Raw genomic sequence first — 16,822 nt, 5'->3', positions numbered from 1 at the left:
GTAACCCAAGCGGCATGTCATGTACATGGAGCATTCTTTTGCAGCTTAAGAAATCTCTGGATCATGCTCGCATGTTGCGCAATCTGCTCGCCCGGCCCCGTAGATATTCCTTATACTTAGCCCGACCCCGGCTTCGTTGCCGGTGCACTTTTCAGATTTTATTCAGATTAACGAGTACGGAAGCGACATCATGAAAATGCGTGCAATAGTGCTGGCCCTGGGTACAACGCTCCTGCTGAGCGGCTGTCAGAATATGGATTCTAACGGCCTGATGTCCTCAGGCGCAGAAGCCTTTCAGGCCTACTCCCTGAGCGACGCACAGGTTAAAGCGCTGAGCGACCAGGCCTGTAAAGATATGGACGGAAAAGCCACGCTTGCCCCGGCCAATAGTACCTACACGCAGCGTCTGAATAAGATAGCCTCCGCGCTGGGTGATAACATTAACGGCCAGCCGGTGAACTATAAGGTGTACATGGCCAAAGATGTAAACGCCTTCGCGATGGCGAACGGCTGCATCCGCGTTTACAGCGGGCTGATGGATATGATGACCGACAACGAAGTTGAAGCGGTTATCGGCCATGAAATGGGCCACGTTGCACTTGGCCACGTGAAGAAAGGCATGCAGGTTGCGTTAGGCACTAACGCCATCCGCGCCGCGGCGGCGTCTACGGGCGGTATCGTCGGCAGCCTGTCACAGTCGCAGCTTGGCGATGTGGGTGAAAAACTGGTTAACTCTCAGTTCTCGCAGCGTCAGGAATCCGAAGCGGATGACTACTCCTACGATCTGTTGCGCAAACGCGGCATTAATCCATCAGGTTTAGCCACCAGCTTCGAAAAACTGGCCAAACTGGAAGCCGGTCGCCAGAGCTCTATGTTTGATGACCACCCGGCGTCAGAAGAGCGCGCACAGCATATTCGCGACCGTATGGCCGCAGACGGAATTAAATAATTCGAAAGGAGGCATATTTGCCTCCTTTTTATTTCGCATGAATTGTTAATTTAACCGCACATATCGGTAATAGCGCTTGAGTACCTTTCTAAGCCGCGCAAACACTGGCTTATTGCCCTGAAACGTCTCGTCACATAATTATTGCAATCATTTACCATTCGGGTAATTATCGAGCTCGCAGTAATTCAATTTACAATATTAAGACAGAGACGTTCCCTCCGTGAAAAAAGAATTTTCATTAATTGCGTTAAGTTTATTCGCCGCATTACCCGCCGTTGCAAGCCAGCAATCCGACAGCAAAGGGTTTGTTGACGACAGCCATTTAGATCTGTTTTTACGCAATGCGTATATCAGTCGTGATTATCATCAGGGCCAGCAGGACAAAGCCGAATGGGGTCAGGGTATCGTTGCCACGTTCGAATCCGGCTATACCGAAGGGCTGGTTGGCTTTGGTGTGGACGGCATTGCCCAGTATGGCGTGCGTCTGGACGGCGGTCGTGGAAAGAGCGGCGCGGGCGGCATTGACTTCTTTAAACAGGAAGACGATGGCCGGGCTAAATCCGATCTGGCGAAATTTGGCGCCACAGCAAAAATGCGTATTTCCAATACCGTGCTGAGCTACGGTAACCAGCGTCCGGAATTACCGATTGTGAATGCCGACAATTCCCGTCTGCTGTTTGAAAGCTTTACCGGCACCATGCTGACCTCAAAAGAGATCGCGGGCCTGGAAGTGAACGCCGGTTACTTCACCGATGAGCAGCGCAAAAGTGACGACCGCCACGACAGCGGCCTGAAGAGCCTCTCCTTCGGCGGTGCGAGCTACCAGTTCAACGACCAGTTCAGCGGTGCGCTGTATGCCTCTCATGTGGAAGAGGTGATGAACAAGCAGTACCTGGGAATGAACTTCAAACAGCCGTTCAGCACCGGGCAACAGCTGGTGCTCGATTTCAACGGCTATAACTCACGCCTGGATCAGCGCTACGCAGACAGCCTTGATACCGGACGCAGCAATAGCATCTGGAGCCTGGCGGCAAGCTACATCTGGGATATTCATACCTTCAAGGTGGCGTATCAGCAGAGCAGCGGCAGCACCGGCTATCACTATGGCAGCTATCGCGATCAGGGTGGCGTAGGTGACGGCGGCAATACCATCTGGCTGGCGAACTCCTACTGGTCTGATTTCAACGGCGAAGACGAGCGCTCCTGGCAGGCTTCTTACGCGCTGGACTTCGGCGGTCTGGGCTTACCAGGCCTGAGCTGGACCACAGCTTACGTGCGTGGCGACAACATCAAGACCTCTGAAACCAGCAACGGTAAAGAGCATGAGTGGTTTAACCAGATCCAGTATCAGGTGCAGGACGGCCCGGCTAAAGATCTGAAACTGAAACTCCGTTACTCCGTCCTGCGCGTGTCCAGCAACGCCAGCGACTATAACGTGGGCGGGGATGAGATCCGCGCGTACGTGGAATACCCGTTTAACGTGTTCTGATTAAACCCCTCACCCGCCCTTCTCCCTAAGGGAGAGGGCTGGAGTGAGGGTAAACACGCTTAGTACAACGTCTTCTGCGGCGGCCCGGCAAACTTCAGCGCGCCAATCTGTCCCATCCGCACTTCCACTACCGACGGTCCTGGCATGGCAAGCGCTTCGGTCATCACCGCGTCAAAATCCTCAGCCCGTTCGACGCTCCACGCCTGTAACCCCATCGCATGCGCCAGCTGCGTAAAGTCCGGGGTATGCAGCTCGTTATAATACTGACGCCCGCCGAAATACTTATCCTGAATGCCGCGCATGACGCCGTAACCGCCGTCGTTCATCACCAGCAGCGTCACGTTGGCCTTCTCCTGCGCCAGCGTTGCCATCTCGCCCAGATTCAGGCTTACGCCACCATCGCCCACCAGCCCCACCACTTTGCGTTGCGGGTTGGCAATCGCCGTGCCAATCGCCATCGGTAGCCCCATGCCGATGGCGCCTGCCAGCGAGTGAATGTTCATCAGCGGTCCGTTGGCGCGGAACAAACGGCTGCCCCACAGGCTTCCGGATACGGTGATATCACGGACCAGCAGGCCATCTTGCGGCAGCGCGTTCTCGATGGCGTCGTTGAGCTTCGCATAAGCACCGCACTGCTCACGCAGTCCCGCAACGGCTTTCGCCAGCGCCTGCTGCACCTGTGTATCCCACTGTGCATCGCCCCATTCACGCCCCTGCGCTTTAGCCGCCAGCGCGGTTAACAGCGCCGCGCAGTCGGCCACAAGGGTTGTGTCCATCAGATAGTTGCGGCTCGCCGCCGCGGGGTCGATATCAATCTGGACGCGGGGATGCGGTAATTCAAGCGTCCACGAGCGGGTTTCGTTGCTGCGCAGGCGTGAGCCAGCGACCAGCGTAAAGTCGCACTGGGCGATCAACGCCTCAACTGACGGCGAGTTATGAAACGCCCGCAGGCTGGCGCGATGGCTGTCCGGCAGCACGCCGCGTGCGTGGGTGCTGGAGATAACCGTCACTCCCGCATCCGCCAGTTTTTTTACCGCATCAGCGCTACCAAGCGCTCCGCCCCCCAGCCACAGCAGCGGCTGTCTGGCCTGTTTAAGCTGCGCCCACAGCGTGTCGACCACTGCCGTATCAACCGCGGAAACCGACGTCGGTTTCACCGGAGCGGTGATCAGCGACACGGGGATTTTCGCCCCCTGAATATCAATCGGGATCTCCACGGAAACCGGCCCGCACGGCGGAGTTTGCGCCTCCTGAATGGCCTTGTGAAGGATCGCTATCGCCTGGTTCGCGTTGCTGATGCGGTATGCCCGTTTTGAGCTGGCCTTCAGGAAGGTCAGCTGGTCGCGGGTTTCGTGGATAAAGCCGGTGTCGGCATCCAGCCAGGCTTTTTCCACCTGGCCCGTGATATGCAGCAGCGGCGTGCAGGCATTCATGGCTTCCACCAGCGCGCCGACGGCGTTACCCGCCCCGGCGCCGGTACTGGTCAGCGCCACGCCGAGCCCGGAAAAACGGCCGTGGGCATCGGCCATGGTGACCGACCCCGCTTCGCCACGTGCGGGTACAAAGCGAATATTCCCGCGCTGCCCTACCGCATCGGCGATGGGTAAATTGTGGATGGAGATGACGCCGTAGATGGCCTCAACCTGATACTGCTCCAGCGTTCTGGCGATGGCGTCGCCGACGGTTATCATTTCGCTCATTACTCACCCTTTCTCAGTCGCACCAGTGGTTGACGCTGTTACCCGTCGCCAGATAAATGCTCTTTTGCTGCATCCAGGCTTTCAGCCCCTGAATGCCCTTTTCGCGGCCCAGACCGCTCTCTTTAAAGCCCCCGAACGGGGTCGAAATTGCAAACACTTTGTAGGTGTTTATCCACACCGTGCCCGCTTCAAGCTGCTCGCTCAGGCGCAGGGCGCGCCCGGTATCCCGCGTCCAGATCCCGGCGGCAAGGCCATAAACGGAGTCATTCGCCTCACGGATCAACGCGGCTTCATCGCTAAAGGGCATCGCCACCAGCACCGGGCCGAAGATCTCCTCCTGACAGGCGCGCGCGCTGTTGGTCACGCCTTCGATGATGGTGGGCTGGAAGTAACTGCCGTTTGCCAGCAGTGGATCGGCAGGGATCTCCCCGCCACACAGCACGCGGCCCCCTTCACGCTTTGCCAGTTCAACGTAAGCCTGCACGCTCTTGCGGTGCGCGTCGTTAATCAGCGGCCCCACATGGGTGCCGTCGGTAAAGGGATGTCCGACCCGCAGGCCGCGCGTTAACTCGAGCAGCCTCGCCATCAGTGGGGCGTAAAGGCGCTCATGGATAAAGAGCCGCGAACCGGCAATACAGGCCTGACCTGCCGAGCTGAAAATGCCGTAGCAGATCCCGCGCGCAGCCAGCTCAACGTCGGCATCTTCCAGCACGATGGTCGGGGATTTACCGCCCAGTTCCAGCGAGGCCGGGATCAATTTTTCCGCCGCCACGTGCGCCAGATGACGGCCCGTGGTGGTGCCACCGGTAAAGGAGATTTTTCGCACTTTCGGGTGACGCGCCAGCGCATCGCCAATCACCGAGCCTTTGCCCGGCAGCACGCTCAGCAGCCCGGCGGGTAAGCCTGCCTGCTCAAAAATACGCGCCAGCTCCAGCGCCATCAGCGGGGTGGCTTCGGCTGGTTTGAGAACCACCGCGTTACCGGCAGCAATGGCCGGCGCCACTTTCTGCATTTCGCTGGCAATGGGGGAATTCCAGGGCGTGATAGCCGCCACCACGCCGAGCGGTTCATATCGGCTGAGGGTAAGCACATCAGGCTGGCGTGGGGTCGGCAGTTCACCTTCCAGCAGCTCGCAGGCGGCGGCAAAATAACGCGCCGTGCCTGCCGCGCTCATCACCAGCCCTCGCGCTTCCTCCAGCGGTTTACCGTTGTCGCGACTCTGCATGCGGGCCAGTTCATCGACGCGGGATTCGATCAGATCCGCCACCTTATGCAGGATCTTCGCACGCGCATGCGGCAGGCTGTTACGCCAGGCAGGATCGCGCCACGCGCGCTCTCCTGCGTCGATAGCCTCCTGCAGATCCTCCAGGCTTGCCGCGTGGAGCGTGGCGTTCACCGCACCGTCTGCCGGAAAATGGCTCTGCATCAGGTTACCGCCGCCACGCCGCCAGTTGCCGCCAATGAAAATGTTAAGATCGTCCATCGTCGCTCCTCAGCGCTGCGTCAGTTCACGGCAGGCGCGAACCGCGCTGAGTGCCGCCAGGGTGGAGGTTTTGGGGTTGCTGGCAAGCGGTAGCCCGCTCAGCTCCAGATGGAACTCGCCAAACATTCCTTCGACGTGCAGCGTGTGGGTATTACGTTGAGTGGCCGGGTCGACCATCAGTTGCACGCGGGTGTCGTCCATCCCCACGCCGCCAAGTGCCACGGTCGCCGCCACGTTGGCGTTGGCCGGAAACAGTCGTGCCGCTTCGCGTGCGCTGCCTTCAAAGAAGATCTGCGCCTCGGACACGGCGTTAAGATCGATAAGTTGCTCGGCATAGCTGCCGCGCCAGCTGGCCGGGCTTTTACGCGACTGGTAGGTCACCTTCTCAAGCCCGCCCTCTTTTGCCGCCGCCAGGCCATCAATGCCCGCCACCGCCCCGGAGAGCAGCGTCAGCTTTCCGCCTGCGTTAAGCAGACGCTGTTCCAGCGCGCTGTCAGCCAGCGCGCCGGTGGAGATCACCGCCAGATGCCATCCACGGCGTAAAATCGCTTCCCCGTACTGCGCCACCGCCTGCTGGCTGGCACATTCCAGCACCAGATCGGGAGTATCCGTACATAATGCGGGCGAGGTCAGTGCCACCACCGCATCGCCAAACTGCTGGCGAATCGCGGCATGATGCGTCTCGCGCGCCACGATCCAGCCGATGGCCACCTGCTCGGGCAGACGCTCAATGACCGCCTGCGCCATGGCACCGTAGCCGATTAACATGATTTTTTTCATGATGTGTCCTTACAGATGACGGCAGAAGCCGCCGGAAACGTCCAGCGCCGCACCGGTGGTAAACGAAGCCAGCGGCGAAGCGAGGAACAGCAGAGCCTGCGCAGGCTCCTGTGGCTTACCGAGACGCGCCATCGGAATGCCGCGTTTGCGGGCGATATCCGCCGTCCACTGCGGCCAGCTCTGACTTTTATCCGCCCGGTTCTCAAAGCGACGCCGCCACTGGCCGGATTCCACCATGCCAAGCAAAATGGAATTCACGCGGATGCCCTTACTCACCAGCTCTTTCGAGAGCGTGAGCGTCATGTTGAGCAGCGCGGCACGTGCTGCGGAGGTGGCAATCATGTGTTCCTCTGGCTGCAGCGCCAGCAGCGAGTTCACGCAGGTAATGGAGGCAATGTCCGATTGCTCCAGCTGCGGCTGAAAAGCCTGCACGGGGTTAATCACCCCAAACAGTTTCAGTTCGGCTTCATGCAGCCAGGCCTCGCGCGGGGTGTCATTGAAGTGCGCCACATACCCCTGTCCGGCGTTATTAATCAGCAAGTCTGCCCCGCCAAAGCGGGACTTAACGGCCTGGGCGAAGATCTGAACCTGGTCTGCATCCAGCACGTCGCAGCGGTGAGAGAAAATCTCGCCATCAGGGAATTCGTTTTGCAGCGACGCATGCGCGCTGGCAAGCCGGTCCGGGTCGCGGCCACAGAACGCCACTTTTGCCCCCTCGCCCAGCAGCAAGCGCAGTGTTTCAAAACCAATGCCAGAAGAACCGCCGGTGACTACCGCTACGCGCCCGTCAATTTGTGCATTCATCGCGCACCTCTTCGTTGATACGTAAAAGCTGTTGATTAAAAAACGCGTCGTTATCGAGATAGCTGGCGTGCCCGGCCAGGGGAATCGCGGTAAACGGCATGCCGTAACGTAACGCCAGCCCCTGAACCAGCTCAGGCTGGGTAATGGCGTCCTGCTCGCCGCACCAGACTTCAAAGTCACCGGCGTAACGCTTCAGCCAGCCGTGAATATCGTCATGTGCCAGCATCCATGCGGCAGCAAGGTAGCCTTCCGGGCGCAGTTTGCGCATGCCCGCCGCAACGGTGGCAATATCGTCCTCACGCGCGCCCGGGCGTAATAATTTAGCGGCCCGGGTTTGCGCCAGGATCTCGCCCCCAAGCGCCATCTGCTGCTCCCGGTTACGCCAGACCTGCTCGCGCTGCGCCGGCTCGGCCTGGCCGTAACCCTGCGCGGCATCGGCCAGCACCAGATGCAGCACGCGTTCGGGATACTTCGCCGCAAAGGCGCTTGCCACCAGGGCCCCAAGCGAATGCCCGACCAGAACGACCTGCCAGACGCCCGCGCGGTCCAACATGGCCGCCAGCGCGTCGGCGTAATCCCCCGCGTTGGCGCGCTCAACCGCCAGCATCGGGCTTTCGCCATAACCGGGCATGTCCCACGCCAGCACGCGAAAACCGTTCAGCGCCATCTGTTTATGCCAGGAGGCAGCACCGGAGCTGATGCCGTGGAGCAGCATCAGCGGGATGCCGCTTCCCTGTTCACGAAAGCCCGTCATCGCGCCCCCTTAGTTCCGCTTCACTTTCGACAGCGGGTGATCGGCCGGATAGGTCGGGATTTCCGGCTTGTTGGTGCCGAGCATCACGCACATCAGCGCCTCTTCTTCACCATGATTGAACAGACCGCGATAGATGCCCGGCGGAACGGAGATCAGATCGCGTTCGCGCAGCACGGTTTCGGTGTAGTGATCGCCGTCCTGGATCATCAGCGTGATCTGCCCTTTAAGCATGAAGAACACCTCTTCCACGTCGTCATGCAGATGCAATGGTCCCTCGCACTTCGACGGCAGCACCATGGTGGAGAAGGTAAAGTGCTCAGCCGGCACGGTATTGGTATCGCTTGCCACGCCCGTCGCCCCGGTACCGATGTAGCGCATCTGCGCACGGCGGTATTTAGGATCGAAATCGGCCTGGAACTTCAGCGCGTTCCAGTCATATTTACGCCCTTCAAAGCGCGCAATGCGCGACTCGACCCACTCTTCCATGGTCAGATGGTCAGGTTTAATGCCTGGTTTTGCAGTTACGGTTGAATCAGTCATGACACTCTCCTCAGTAACGTCTCAGCAGCGGCAGTAACAGGACGCAGCCCACCGCCGCCATCACCGCCAGAAAAATCAGCCCGGAATCCATGCTGTGGGTGAAGGCGATCAACGCGCCCATCACCGCCGGCGACAGCGCGCCCGCAAAGTTTCCCAGCCCGTTGAAAATACCGCCCGCCGTCGCGCTCACCCGGGGATGGGTCGCCTTCGCCAGCAGTGCGAAAATGTTCGGCGCACCGGTGCCCCACATAAAGGTGCTAAAGCTCATCGCCGCGATAACGGCCAGCGGGGTATCAAGATGCATGACCGCCGTCAGGCCTAATCCCGCGCCAGCCATCGAGATAAAGCAGGCCACCGCGCGTTTATCGACCCGGTCAGAAAGCCATGCGCCAATCACCTCACCCGCCAGCATGGCAATAAACGGCATCGACGACAGCCAGCCCGCGTGTTCAAGATGAATGCCTTTCCCTTTAATCAGGTAACCCGGCAGCCAGCCATTGATTCCCCACAGGTAGGTGAGAAACGCGATGTTAAAGATGCAGATAATCCAGAAGTGCGGGCTGACAAACAGCTCGCGCCGCGCGGCACGTCGTTCATCCTGTGATTCGCGATCCGCAGCCGGTTTGGCACCCAGATGGATCCCGCGCAGACCGATGCGCACGAACACCAGCACCGGCACGGTGAGCATCGCCATCACAAAGAAGGTGCTCTGCCAGCCGAAGGCATTCAGCAGCCAGATAGAGAGAGGGAAACCAATCGCCGCGCCTACCGGGGTACCCAGCAGCCACAACATGGTGGCTCGCGCCTGCAGATGCTGCGGGAAGTTATGCCGCACAATGGCAAACGCCAGCGGAAACAGCGGCCCTTCTGCCACGCCCAGCAAAATGCGCAGGACGATCATGACCGTGTAGTTATGGGTAAACCCCATGGCCACCATCAGCACGCACCACACCACCATCATGCCGGTGAGCAGGCGAAGCGGCGCAATCTTGTCCCCCAGTCCGCTTAAAAAGACCGATGAGAAGCCGTAGCTCAGCAGGAAGGCGCTCATCAGAATGCCGAGGCGCGTGGTGTCAAAATCAATGCCCATCGCCTGCTGGAAATGGCTGTCGGAAAAGAGCGCCGCAATGCTGATTTTGTCGAAAAATGCCAGCAGCACGCAGGCCAGCAATGACAGCGGGATGGCCCAGCGCACCGCTTTTTCGGGCGTGCGGGTGCCCTCACCGCTTGCCTCAACCGGCGCGGTGTTAGTCTCAAATGTGGTCATGTCTCCCCCTACGGGTGCGGGTTAGCTATCGCAATGACATCAGTGAAAAAGTCGGGTCAGCCAGCGGCACCGCGGACAGATCCCTTCCGGCAGCCATCCAGCGCTTCGCCAGCTTGACGGTACGCGCATCGTTGAACGCCACCAGCTGGGTCAGCCGTCCGTTTTCATCCAGTGAGAAAAACAGCGCATTATCCCGGGCAAGGGTTGTGCAGCCGGCTTGCGGAATACCGAGGATCTGAATGTTGTGCTGGTATTGATCCGACCACAGCCACGGCGCGTCGTCATAGCCGGGGGCATCGGGATTGAGCATCGCCTTTGCCGTGGCAACCGCCTGATTCTGGGCAAAGGCCCACGACTGAATGCACAGCCCATAGTGATGGTGCTGGGCCACATCACCGGCAGCAAAAATAAACGGATCCGACGTTCGCCCCTGAGCATCCACCACGATCCCGCGCTCAGTCTGCAGACCCGCATCGCGTGCAAGCTCGAGATTGAGATCAACACCGATCCCGACGACCACGGCATCAAAGGTTTCACGCTGGCCGTCACAGTGAATGACCGGCAGACCATTGTTATCTTCCAGCTCCAGCGTTCCGCAGCCGATGCGGATATCCACGCCCTGTTCGCGGTGAAGTGTTTCCAGCTGCTGCGATACCTCGGCACTCACCGAACGCATGCACAGCGCGGGCTGCTGCTCAAACAGCGTCACGTCGACGCCACATTTACGCGCGGAGGCCGCAATCTCCAGGCCAATCCAGCCTCCGCCGATAATCGCCAGGTTTTGACTCTCTGCCAGGCGCGCCTTCAGCCGCTGTGCGTCCTGCCAGTGGCGCAGGGTATAGACCTGCGGGTGGGCCGCCCACGCGTCGCCCGGCAGACGCGCCCGACCACCGGTAGCGATTAAAAGAATGTTGTAACTAAGGTATTCACCGTTGCTTAAGCGCACCGTTTTCGCGTGACGATCGAGAGATTCCGCGCGCACCGGCCGGCACCATGTCAGGTTCAATGCCTGTTGCGCCGCTTCAGGAAAGAGACGCGGTAGCGGCGCGTCCGGCTCCAGTAACGCAGCCTTGGACAGCGGCGGGCGTTCGTAGAAATCCCACGCCTCTTCCGCCACGACACAAATCTCGCCGTCGAAGCCTTCGTCACGCAGGGTTTTCGCCGCCCAGCCACCTGCCTGACCGCCGCCAATAATGACAATGCGCGAGGTCATACCGCCTCCGGCTTTTTCTGCTGACGGCGCGTGTCGTGGTCAATCCCACCCTCTACCGCCCACTCGGTGAATGACACCAGCGAATGTTCCAGCTCGCGCGGCTGCCAGTTTTCGGTGAGGTAATCATCGTTGGTGTAGTATTCAAACGCCCCGCCGGTTGGGCTGTTGACGTACCAGAAATAGGCCGAGGAGACCGGATGACGCCCCGGGCCAATAAAGGTGCTCCAGGCGTTTTTGTTCATCGCTATCCCACCGCCGATCACCTCGTGAATGTCGCGTACGGTAAAGGCCACGTGGTTCAGACCCCGCTTACGGTTAGGCAGCTGAAGAAGGAACAGGTTGTGATGCCCGCCGCGCACGCCGCAGCGCAGGAACACCGCACGGTTGATGTAGCGGTCAGACACCTGGAACCCAAGCACCTCACGGTAGAACGTCTCCACCGCCGCCAGCTCCTCCACGAAGAACACCACGTGGCCCACGTTAATAGGCTGGGCGCGATCGTAGACCGGGCTTGGCGTGTCGATACGACGGGCATCGCCCCACTGGTTAATCGGCTCGACGTTCAGCTCCACCGGCACCTGATGGCTAACCTGTACGCGCAGGGTCATGCCGTTCGGATCGCGGCACTCCAGCGCGTCGCCCACCTCACAAAAACCGGTCTGCTTCGCAAGCTTCGGGCGCAGCGCCTCCAGATCGTCCCGGGTGGCGACTGCCCAGGTCATCCGGCGCAACGTATTTCCTGCTTCAAACGCTGGCGGCAGGTCAGGGCTGTCGACAGGATTAAGCTCCACGCGCGCGCCGCTCAGGGTAGTAAAACGCTGGCCGCTGGCATCGCCCGTCAGGCCAAAATCACGCATAAATTTGGCGCAGTGCGTCAGGTTCTCGACGCCAAATTCCAGCTTTTCAATTCCGGTTATACACATCGTTCGTTGCCTCGTCTGGCCCAGATTGGGCGTAAAACATGCCCGACGCAATGAAGCGCCTGGCGTTAACCTGATGATTTAACTGGCCTGTGACAAATACCCTAAGAAGCCAGAAATTTTATCCGCCGCCATGCGGACATCGTTTTGCAGGCGCTCGCGATCGGTCTGCGGGATCTCCTCCGAAGGCACCAGAATGCTCACCACGGCTGCCACCCTTCCGCTGCGGTCATACACCGGATAAACGATGGAGGAGATGCCATGACGGAAGAAGGATTCGCCGATCACATAGCCGCGTGCTTTGTCCTGCTGCACCATCTGCCACAACGCTTCACGGTCGTGGATCTGGCCCGGCGTGTTGCCCGGCAGACGCTCGTGCGGGAACAGCTGTTCGAAATCGGCTCGCGAAATATCGGTCAGCAGCATGCGCCCCAGCGACGTGCAGTGCACCGGCAAACGGGTACCAATGCTCACCTGATTGATGCGAGAACCGGCGGCGCTGACGCGGGCGATATAGATGATGTCGCGCCCGTCGCGGATCGCCAGATGACTGCTGCACTGGCTGACGTCACGCAGCTGCTCGATGACCGGCTGACCGACCTGCGCCACATCCAGTGAGGCGATGTATTCAAAGCCCAGACGCAGGACGTTCATGCCAAGCGAGAAGGTATTGGTTCGCGTGTTGCGCTCCAGAAAACCCATGTATTCCAGCGTTTGTACCACGCGGTAGGCGGTGGCTTTCGGCATATCGACCAGCCTGTGCAGCTCGGCAAAGGTCAGTTCACGGTGCTGCTCGCCAAAGGCCAGCAGCAGCTGTAAGCCTCGCTCCAGCCCGGGCACCAGGTACTTCACTTCGTGATCGCTTGCCATATTTGCTTTACCTCAGTTAAAGACAAAACCGCCGTTGACCGGAATCAGCTGGCCGGTGATAAACCGCGACAGATCGCTTAACAGCCAGACCACGCTGCCGGTGACGTCTTCCGGCTGCTGCGCCCCGGTGAGCGCCCGGCCGTTTTCGTAAAGCTGATGCCGCTCTGCAGGAACATATTCCGTCGCTTCGACGCGGGTTAAGCCCGGGGCGATGGCGTTAATACGAATGCGTTTTTCACCCAGCTCACGTGCCATTGAACGGGTCATGGCAATCACGGCGCCCTTGCTGGCCACGTAGGCCATCAGACGCGGCGCGCCCCACAGCGCGGTATCGGAAGCCACATTGACAATGGCTGCCCCTTCGCGCAGCAGCGGTACCGCATCCCGGGTAACCAGCCAGGTGCCTTTGACGTTAACGCTCATCACCCGGTCCCACAGATCCGGATCGTAATCAAGCATGTCCTTACCGCCGACCCCGGTCGCCATCGCCGCGTTATTGACCAGACCGTCGATCGGTCCCTGTTCGCCAATAGCGCTGAACACCCGCGAAATGGAGAGCGGATCGGCCAGATCGATAACGTGTGATTCAATCGCATAGCCCTTCTCACTTAAGCCATGCGCGCTTTCAGCCAGTTCGCCCTGAAGGATGTCGCACATCACCACCGCCGCGCCCTGCTCTGCGCAGGCTTTCGCGAAATGAAAGCCCAGCCCACGCGCGGCACCGGTCACCACGATGCGTTTCCCGTTCAGCAGCCCATTCATCAGGCGGCTCCCTGCTGAGCTTCACGCGCCGCCAGCTGCTCTTTCGCCGCTTTTTGCATCATGCGGCGCAGGCGCGAAAGGCCCACATCATGCTGGTAAAGGTATTCGTGTTCCCGTGCATCTGGCGCCATGCTCTCCAGCACCACGCGGTCCTGCTCAAGAACTTCCCAGTGCAGTTTTTCCAGACGGTTACGGTACATAAAACGCCACATATCGCGCTGCCAGCCCTGCACGCGGCGGATACGCCAGAAGAAGACGCGGCAGTTATCGTTATCTTCCGGCACCACCATGCCAACAATGAAGAAGTGACCGCCCGGCCCGAAACGATTCTTATAAGGAATGGACAAACGCATCCAGTAGGTGCCGCTGTTGCCCAGCTCAACCCAGTCGAAGTTGACGCCGCTCTGGCCTTTTTTCTCGAAGATAAACCCGGTTTTCGTTGGCTGCAGAACCATATCCGCTTTGCGATCCCCTTCCGCCATGGAGTGCGACGAAGAGTGCAGATAGGTGCCGTGCATCGGGTCCATCACGTTTTCCAGTGCGTACTGGTAATTGCATTTCCACGCGGCGGTGCAGAGGAAATTGCTGTAGGCGTCGGTGTCAGCCAGTTCGTCCGGGAAGCTCAGTTCGTCGGGTTGCTGATCGGCGGTAACGCCAAACCAAAGGAAGATGGCCCCGTGCACTTCCTGCACGTTGTAGCTGCGCACACACTGCTGGCCGACCAGCGGACATTTGTCCACTGCAGGCACATCCTTCACTTCGCCGTTGCCCGCAACTTCCACGCCGTGATACCAGCAGGCGATACGATCGCCCAGATTCCAGCCCATCGACAGACGCGCGCCACGGTGCGGACAGCGATCTTCCAGCGCCTGCACCTGGCCATCTTTGTTGCGCCAGACCACAATCTGTTCGCCCAGACGGGTGATCCCCACGGGCGCAGACTGAACTTCCCAACTGGCCAGCACCGGGTACCAGAGGCCGCGCAGACCTTTATCAAGATAGTTTTGTACGGTAGTCGTCATCGCATTGCCCTCAGTAGCCGTTAACCTGTAAGAAAGCCTGGAAGCTGGCATCGCTCCATGGCTCGCCCTGCTGATCGTGCATACGTACCGCGTTCAGCCCGTTGACCAGTTCCGGCACGGTTTCAGCCCCCTGTTCGAAAAGGTCTTCCAGCGTGGAAATAAGCGTGATTTCCCAGTTTTCCGGTACGCGGCTGCGGGTCTGCCAGATCAGGTTCTGGTAATCACCGGGCTTATGGATGGCGCCGTTACCGCCCTCAGCCGGAGGGGTAAACTGACGGCTTTCCGGCAGCGCCGGGTTGAAGTTCAGACTTTCGCTCATGCCACTGTCTCCTCGACGAAGGTAATCTGGATCTGGTTTTCAAATACCCGAACCGGGTAACGATTGAGGTTACGTCCGCCGGGGCCGTGCAGGCACTGGCCGGTTTTGACATCGAAAACCGCCTCATGCAGCGGACATTCCACTTTACCGTCCTCGACGAAACCCTGACTCAGCAGCGCGTAAGCGTGCGGGCATACGTCTTCCAGCGCGTAATATTCGCCATCAATCAAATAAACGCCGATCTCTTTGCCCTCGACGTTACCGCTAAAAGGGAAATCTTCCTGTACTTGTTCTGCGTCACATACGCCTATCCAGCTCATCACGATCCTCCAGGCTTTTGTTTCATATATGAAACTCTGTTTCTTATTTAATACGGTCAATATAAAAGCGATGAATGTTTCGTCAAGCGCGAATGTGACGAATTTGTTAATCAGTCGAGGTTTAATTAGCTAAGTGTGCAAGCGATCACGAAAAAATGCAGCGATATGAAATTTTCATTATTAAGGCGTGAATGAATACATTTTTTTGATGATGTTTTATTTTTTAGAATAGAGATTGACTTCTTTTCTTTTTATTCCTTAAAAATTATATACGCGCATACCTATGGCGTTTCACCTGTGAAACTTTTATTTAATTTATCTCATTAAAACAAAGAGTTTCACAGGTGAATCATTTTAGTTACGTGACAATAACGTTCATAAAAAATATAAACAGACAGCACGATTAAGGCGGGTTAAATGACGGCAAGATGGCAAGGCACGGTGGCACTTCTGGTGCTCATTATTATTTCCTACGTTGACCGAGTAAATATCTCGGTGATGATTTTAAACCCTGAATTTGCCGAACATTTTCAGCTAAATGAAAACAGAATGTTACAGGGAATGCTCATGACCTGCTTTTTGCTGGGTTATGGTTTTTCCGCTTTACTATTGACCCCAGTTATCGAAAGCAAATTACATTATCGACAGGGATTGTTAACCAGCATTGCGATATGGGCCGTGGTTTGCGCCATCTCGCCACTGCTGGGGTCGCTGATGGGCATGCTCATCGCCCGCCTGATTTTGGGCATTGCCGAAGGCCCACTCTTTTCACTGAAAACACGCTTTATCAGCGATAACTTTAGCGCCGGGGAGATTGGCAAGCCCAACGCCGTTACCGCGCTGGGCGTTTCACTGGGGCTGGCAGTAGGCTTTCCGCTGATCACCTGGCTGATGGCACACCTTGGCTGGGCGGGCTCATTTTATGCCCTCGCGGCGATCAATCTGGCGCTGGGTGGGGGGTTAATCTGGCGTTTCCTGCCGGCCCCTCAACATTCGGAAAAGCGCCGAACGTCCGGGTTTGTGCAGACCTTTACGCTTGCCTGGCAGACGCCGCTTCTGGGCTGGATCCTGCTGGTTGAAATCGCCACGCTGAGTTATCTCTGGGGCAGCAGCGCCTGGCTTCCGGCCTGGCTGCGCGATGAACACCACTTCTCCCTGCACGCGACCGGCTTTCTCGCGGCTATCCCCTTCCTGCTGAGTCTTGGCTCAAAGTTTCTGGGCGGTGTGCTGCTCGACAAAATGCGCCCGGACCAGGCACCGCTGCTGTTTGTGGTGGGCGGGATCTTAACGGCGAGTTCCGTCGTCATGCTGATGCTGAGCCACCAGCCCGGCTGGCTGGCGCTATTTATGCTCTCGGCCAATATTTTCTGGGGACTTCAGGGGGCAGCCATTCCGGCGGTTATCCAGCATCATGCGGCGCGGGAAGCCGTTGGCAGTGCCTACGGGATCATCAACGGGATTGGGAATATTTGCGCGGCGTTTATTCCGCTGCTGATGGGGATGGTCATGAAATCGGTGGGTTCAGTCAGCTCAGGGTTTTCGGTGCTGGTCGTCTCGCAGGTTATCACCCTGCTGGCAGGAGGCATGTTGCTGCTGCGCATGCGTCGCGCAGCAGCAATCCGGGCGTAAG

General features: G+C 58.5%; 17 protein-coding genes. 3 read left to right on the top strand and 14 right to left on the bottom strand.

The window, feature by feature from the left end:
* The first annotated feature begins 190 nt into the window (after positions 1 to 190).
* Both L466_RS17000 and L466_RS17005 read left to right on the top strand, forming a co-directional pair.
* A complete protein-coding gene (locus tag L466_RS17000; protein ID WP_020883714.1) occupies positions 191 to 949 on the top strand; it encodes a metalloprotease LoiP in 759 nt (252 codons plus the stop codon).
* 220 nt (positions 950 to 1,169) lie between these two features.
* Entirely contained in the window at positions 1,170 to 2,438 is a 1,269-nt protein-coding gene (locus L466_RS17005; RefSeq protein ID WP_025203270.1) for an OprD family outer membrane porin, read from the top strand.
* Between the two features lie 59 nt (positions 2,439 to 2,497).
* Here L466_RS17005 and L466_RS17010 read toward each other — a convergent pair whose 3' ends face one another.
* The 14 genes from L466_RS17010 to L466_RS17075 form a co-directional block, all read right to left on the bottom strand.
* Positions 2,498 to 4,138, bottom strand: a complete 1,641-nt coding sequence (locus tag L466_RS17010) for a thiamine pyrophosphate-binding protein (RefSeq protein WP_014171541.1) — start codon at positions 4,136 to 4,138, stop codon at positions 2,498 to 2,500.
* A 13-nt stretch (positions 4,139 to 4,151) separates the two neighbouring features.
* On the bottom strand, positions 4,152 to 5,621 hold the full coding sequence (locus L466_RS17015; protein ID WP_032680327.1) for an aldehyde dehydrogenase: 1,470 nt from the start codon (positions 5,619 to 5,621) through the stop codon (positions 4,152 to 4,154).
* 9 nt (positions 5,622 to 5,630) lie between these two features.
* Positions 5,631 to 6,401 (bottom strand): aspartate dehydrogenase, encoded by a 771-nt coding sequence (locus L466_RS17020; protein ID WP_020883712.1) that lies wholly within the window; start codon positions 6,399 to 6,401, stop codon positions 5,631 to 5,633.
* Positions 6,402 to 6,410: 9 nt separating this feature from the next.
* Positions 6,411 to 7,205, bottom strand: coding sequence for an SDR family oxidoreductase (locus L466_RS17025; protein ID WP_032680326.1), 795 nt, complete (start codon positions 7,203 to 7,205; stop codon positions 6,411 to 6,413).
* On the bottom strand, positions 7,189 to 7,959 hold the full coding sequence (locus tag L466_RS17030; RefSeq protein ID WP_025203266.1) for an alpha/beta fold hydrolase: 771 nt from the start codon (positions 7,957 to 7,959) through the stop codon (positions 7,189 to 7,191). Before L466_RS17030 ends, L466_RS17025 begins: the two co-directional genes overlap by 17 nt.
* Positions 7,960 to 7,968: 9 nt before the next feature.
* Positions 7,969 to 8,499 carry a cupin domain-containing protein gene (locus L466_RS17035; RefSeq protein WP_014171547.1) on the bottom strand — a complete coding sequence of 177 codons (531 nt, stop codon included), beginning with the start codon at positions 8,497 to 8,499 and terminating at the stop codon, positions 7,969 to 7,971.
* A gap of 10 nt (positions 8,500 to 8,509) precedes the next feature.
* Positions 8,510 to 9,766 carry an MFS transporter gene (locus L466_RS17040; protein ID WP_032680325.1) on the bottom strand — a complete coding sequence of 419 codons (1,257 nt, stop codon included), beginning with the start codon at positions 9,764 to 9,766 and terminating at the stop codon, positions 8,510 to 8,512.
* Positions 9,767 to 9,791: 25 nt separating this feature from the next.
* Positions 9,792 to 10,979: an NAD(P)/FAD-dependent oxidoreductase gene (locus tag L466_RS17045; RefSeq protein WP_032680324.1), complete on the bottom strand. Its 1,188-nt coding sequence runs from the start codon at positions 10,977 to 10,979 to the stop codon at positions 9,792 to 9,794.
* A complete protein-coding gene (locus tag L466_RS17050) occupies positions 10,976 to 11,902 on the bottom strand; it encodes a VOC family protein (RefSeq protein ID WP_032680322.1) in 927 nt (308 codons plus the stop codon). The genes L466_RS17045 and L466_RS17050 overlap by 4 nt, the downstream gene beginning before the upstream one ends.
* Positions 11,903 to 11,980: 78 nt before the next feature.
* The gene (locus L466_RS17055) at positions 11,981 to 12,769 is read right to left on the bottom strand and encodes an IclR family transcriptional regulator (RefSeq protein ID WP_020883705.1); all 789 of its coding nucleotides are present in this window, start codon (positions 12,767 to 12,769) and stop codon (positions 11,981 to 11,983) included.
* 12 nt (positions 12,770 to 12,781) lie between these two features.
* A complete protein-coding gene (locus tag L466_RS17060; RefSeq protein ID WP_020883704.1) occupies positions 12,782 to 13,531 on the bottom strand; it encodes an SDR family oxidoreductase in 750 nt (249 codons plus the stop codon).
* Complete coding sequence (locus L466_RS17065) at positions 13,531 to 14,553, bottom strand: aromatic ring-hydroxylating oxygenase subunit alpha (protein ID WP_032680321.1); 1,023 nt, start codon at positions 14,551 to 14,553, stop codon at positions 13,531 to 13,533. The genes L466_RS17060 and L466_RS17065 overlap by 1 nt, the downstream gene beginning before the upstream one ends.
* Before the next feature lie 10 nt (positions 14,554 to 14,563).
* Complete coding sequence (locus tag L466_RS17070) at positions 14,564 to 14,872, bottom strand: recombinase-like helix-turn-helix domain-containing protein (RefSeq protein WP_014171555.1); 309 nt, start codon at positions 14,870 to 14,872, stop codon at positions 14,564 to 14,566.
* Positions 14,869 to 15,192 (bottom strand): Rieske (2Fe-2S) protein, encoded by a 324-nt coding sequence (locus L466_RS17075; RefSeq protein WP_013098654.1) that lies wholly within the window; start codon positions 15,190 to 15,192, stop codon positions 14,869 to 14,871. The genes L466_RS17070 and L466_RS17075 overlap by 4 nt, the downstream gene beginning before the upstream one ends.
* A 417-nt stretch (positions 15,193 to 15,609) precedes the next feature.
* Here L466_RS17075 and L466_RS17080 point away from each other — a divergent pair, with 417 nt between their 5' ends.
* Positions 15,610 to 16,821 carry an MFS transporter gene (locus tag L466_RS17080; protein WP_025203263.1) on the top strand — a complete coding sequence of 404 codons (1,212 nt, stop codon included), beginning with the start codon at positions 15,610 to 15,612 and terminating at the stop codon, positions 16,819 to 16,821.
* Position 16,822: the final 1 nt, after the last annotated feature.

The sequence above is a fragment of the Enterobacter sp. BIDMC 30 genome, assembly GCF_000534355.1.
Lineage (GTDB): Bacteria > Pseudomonadota > Gammaproteobacteria > Enterobacterales > Enterobacteriaceae > Enterobacter > Enterobacter ludwigii.
The sequence above is the reverse complement of the archived record's forward strand: the minus strand, read 5'-3'. Positions and strand labels throughout refer to the sequence as shown.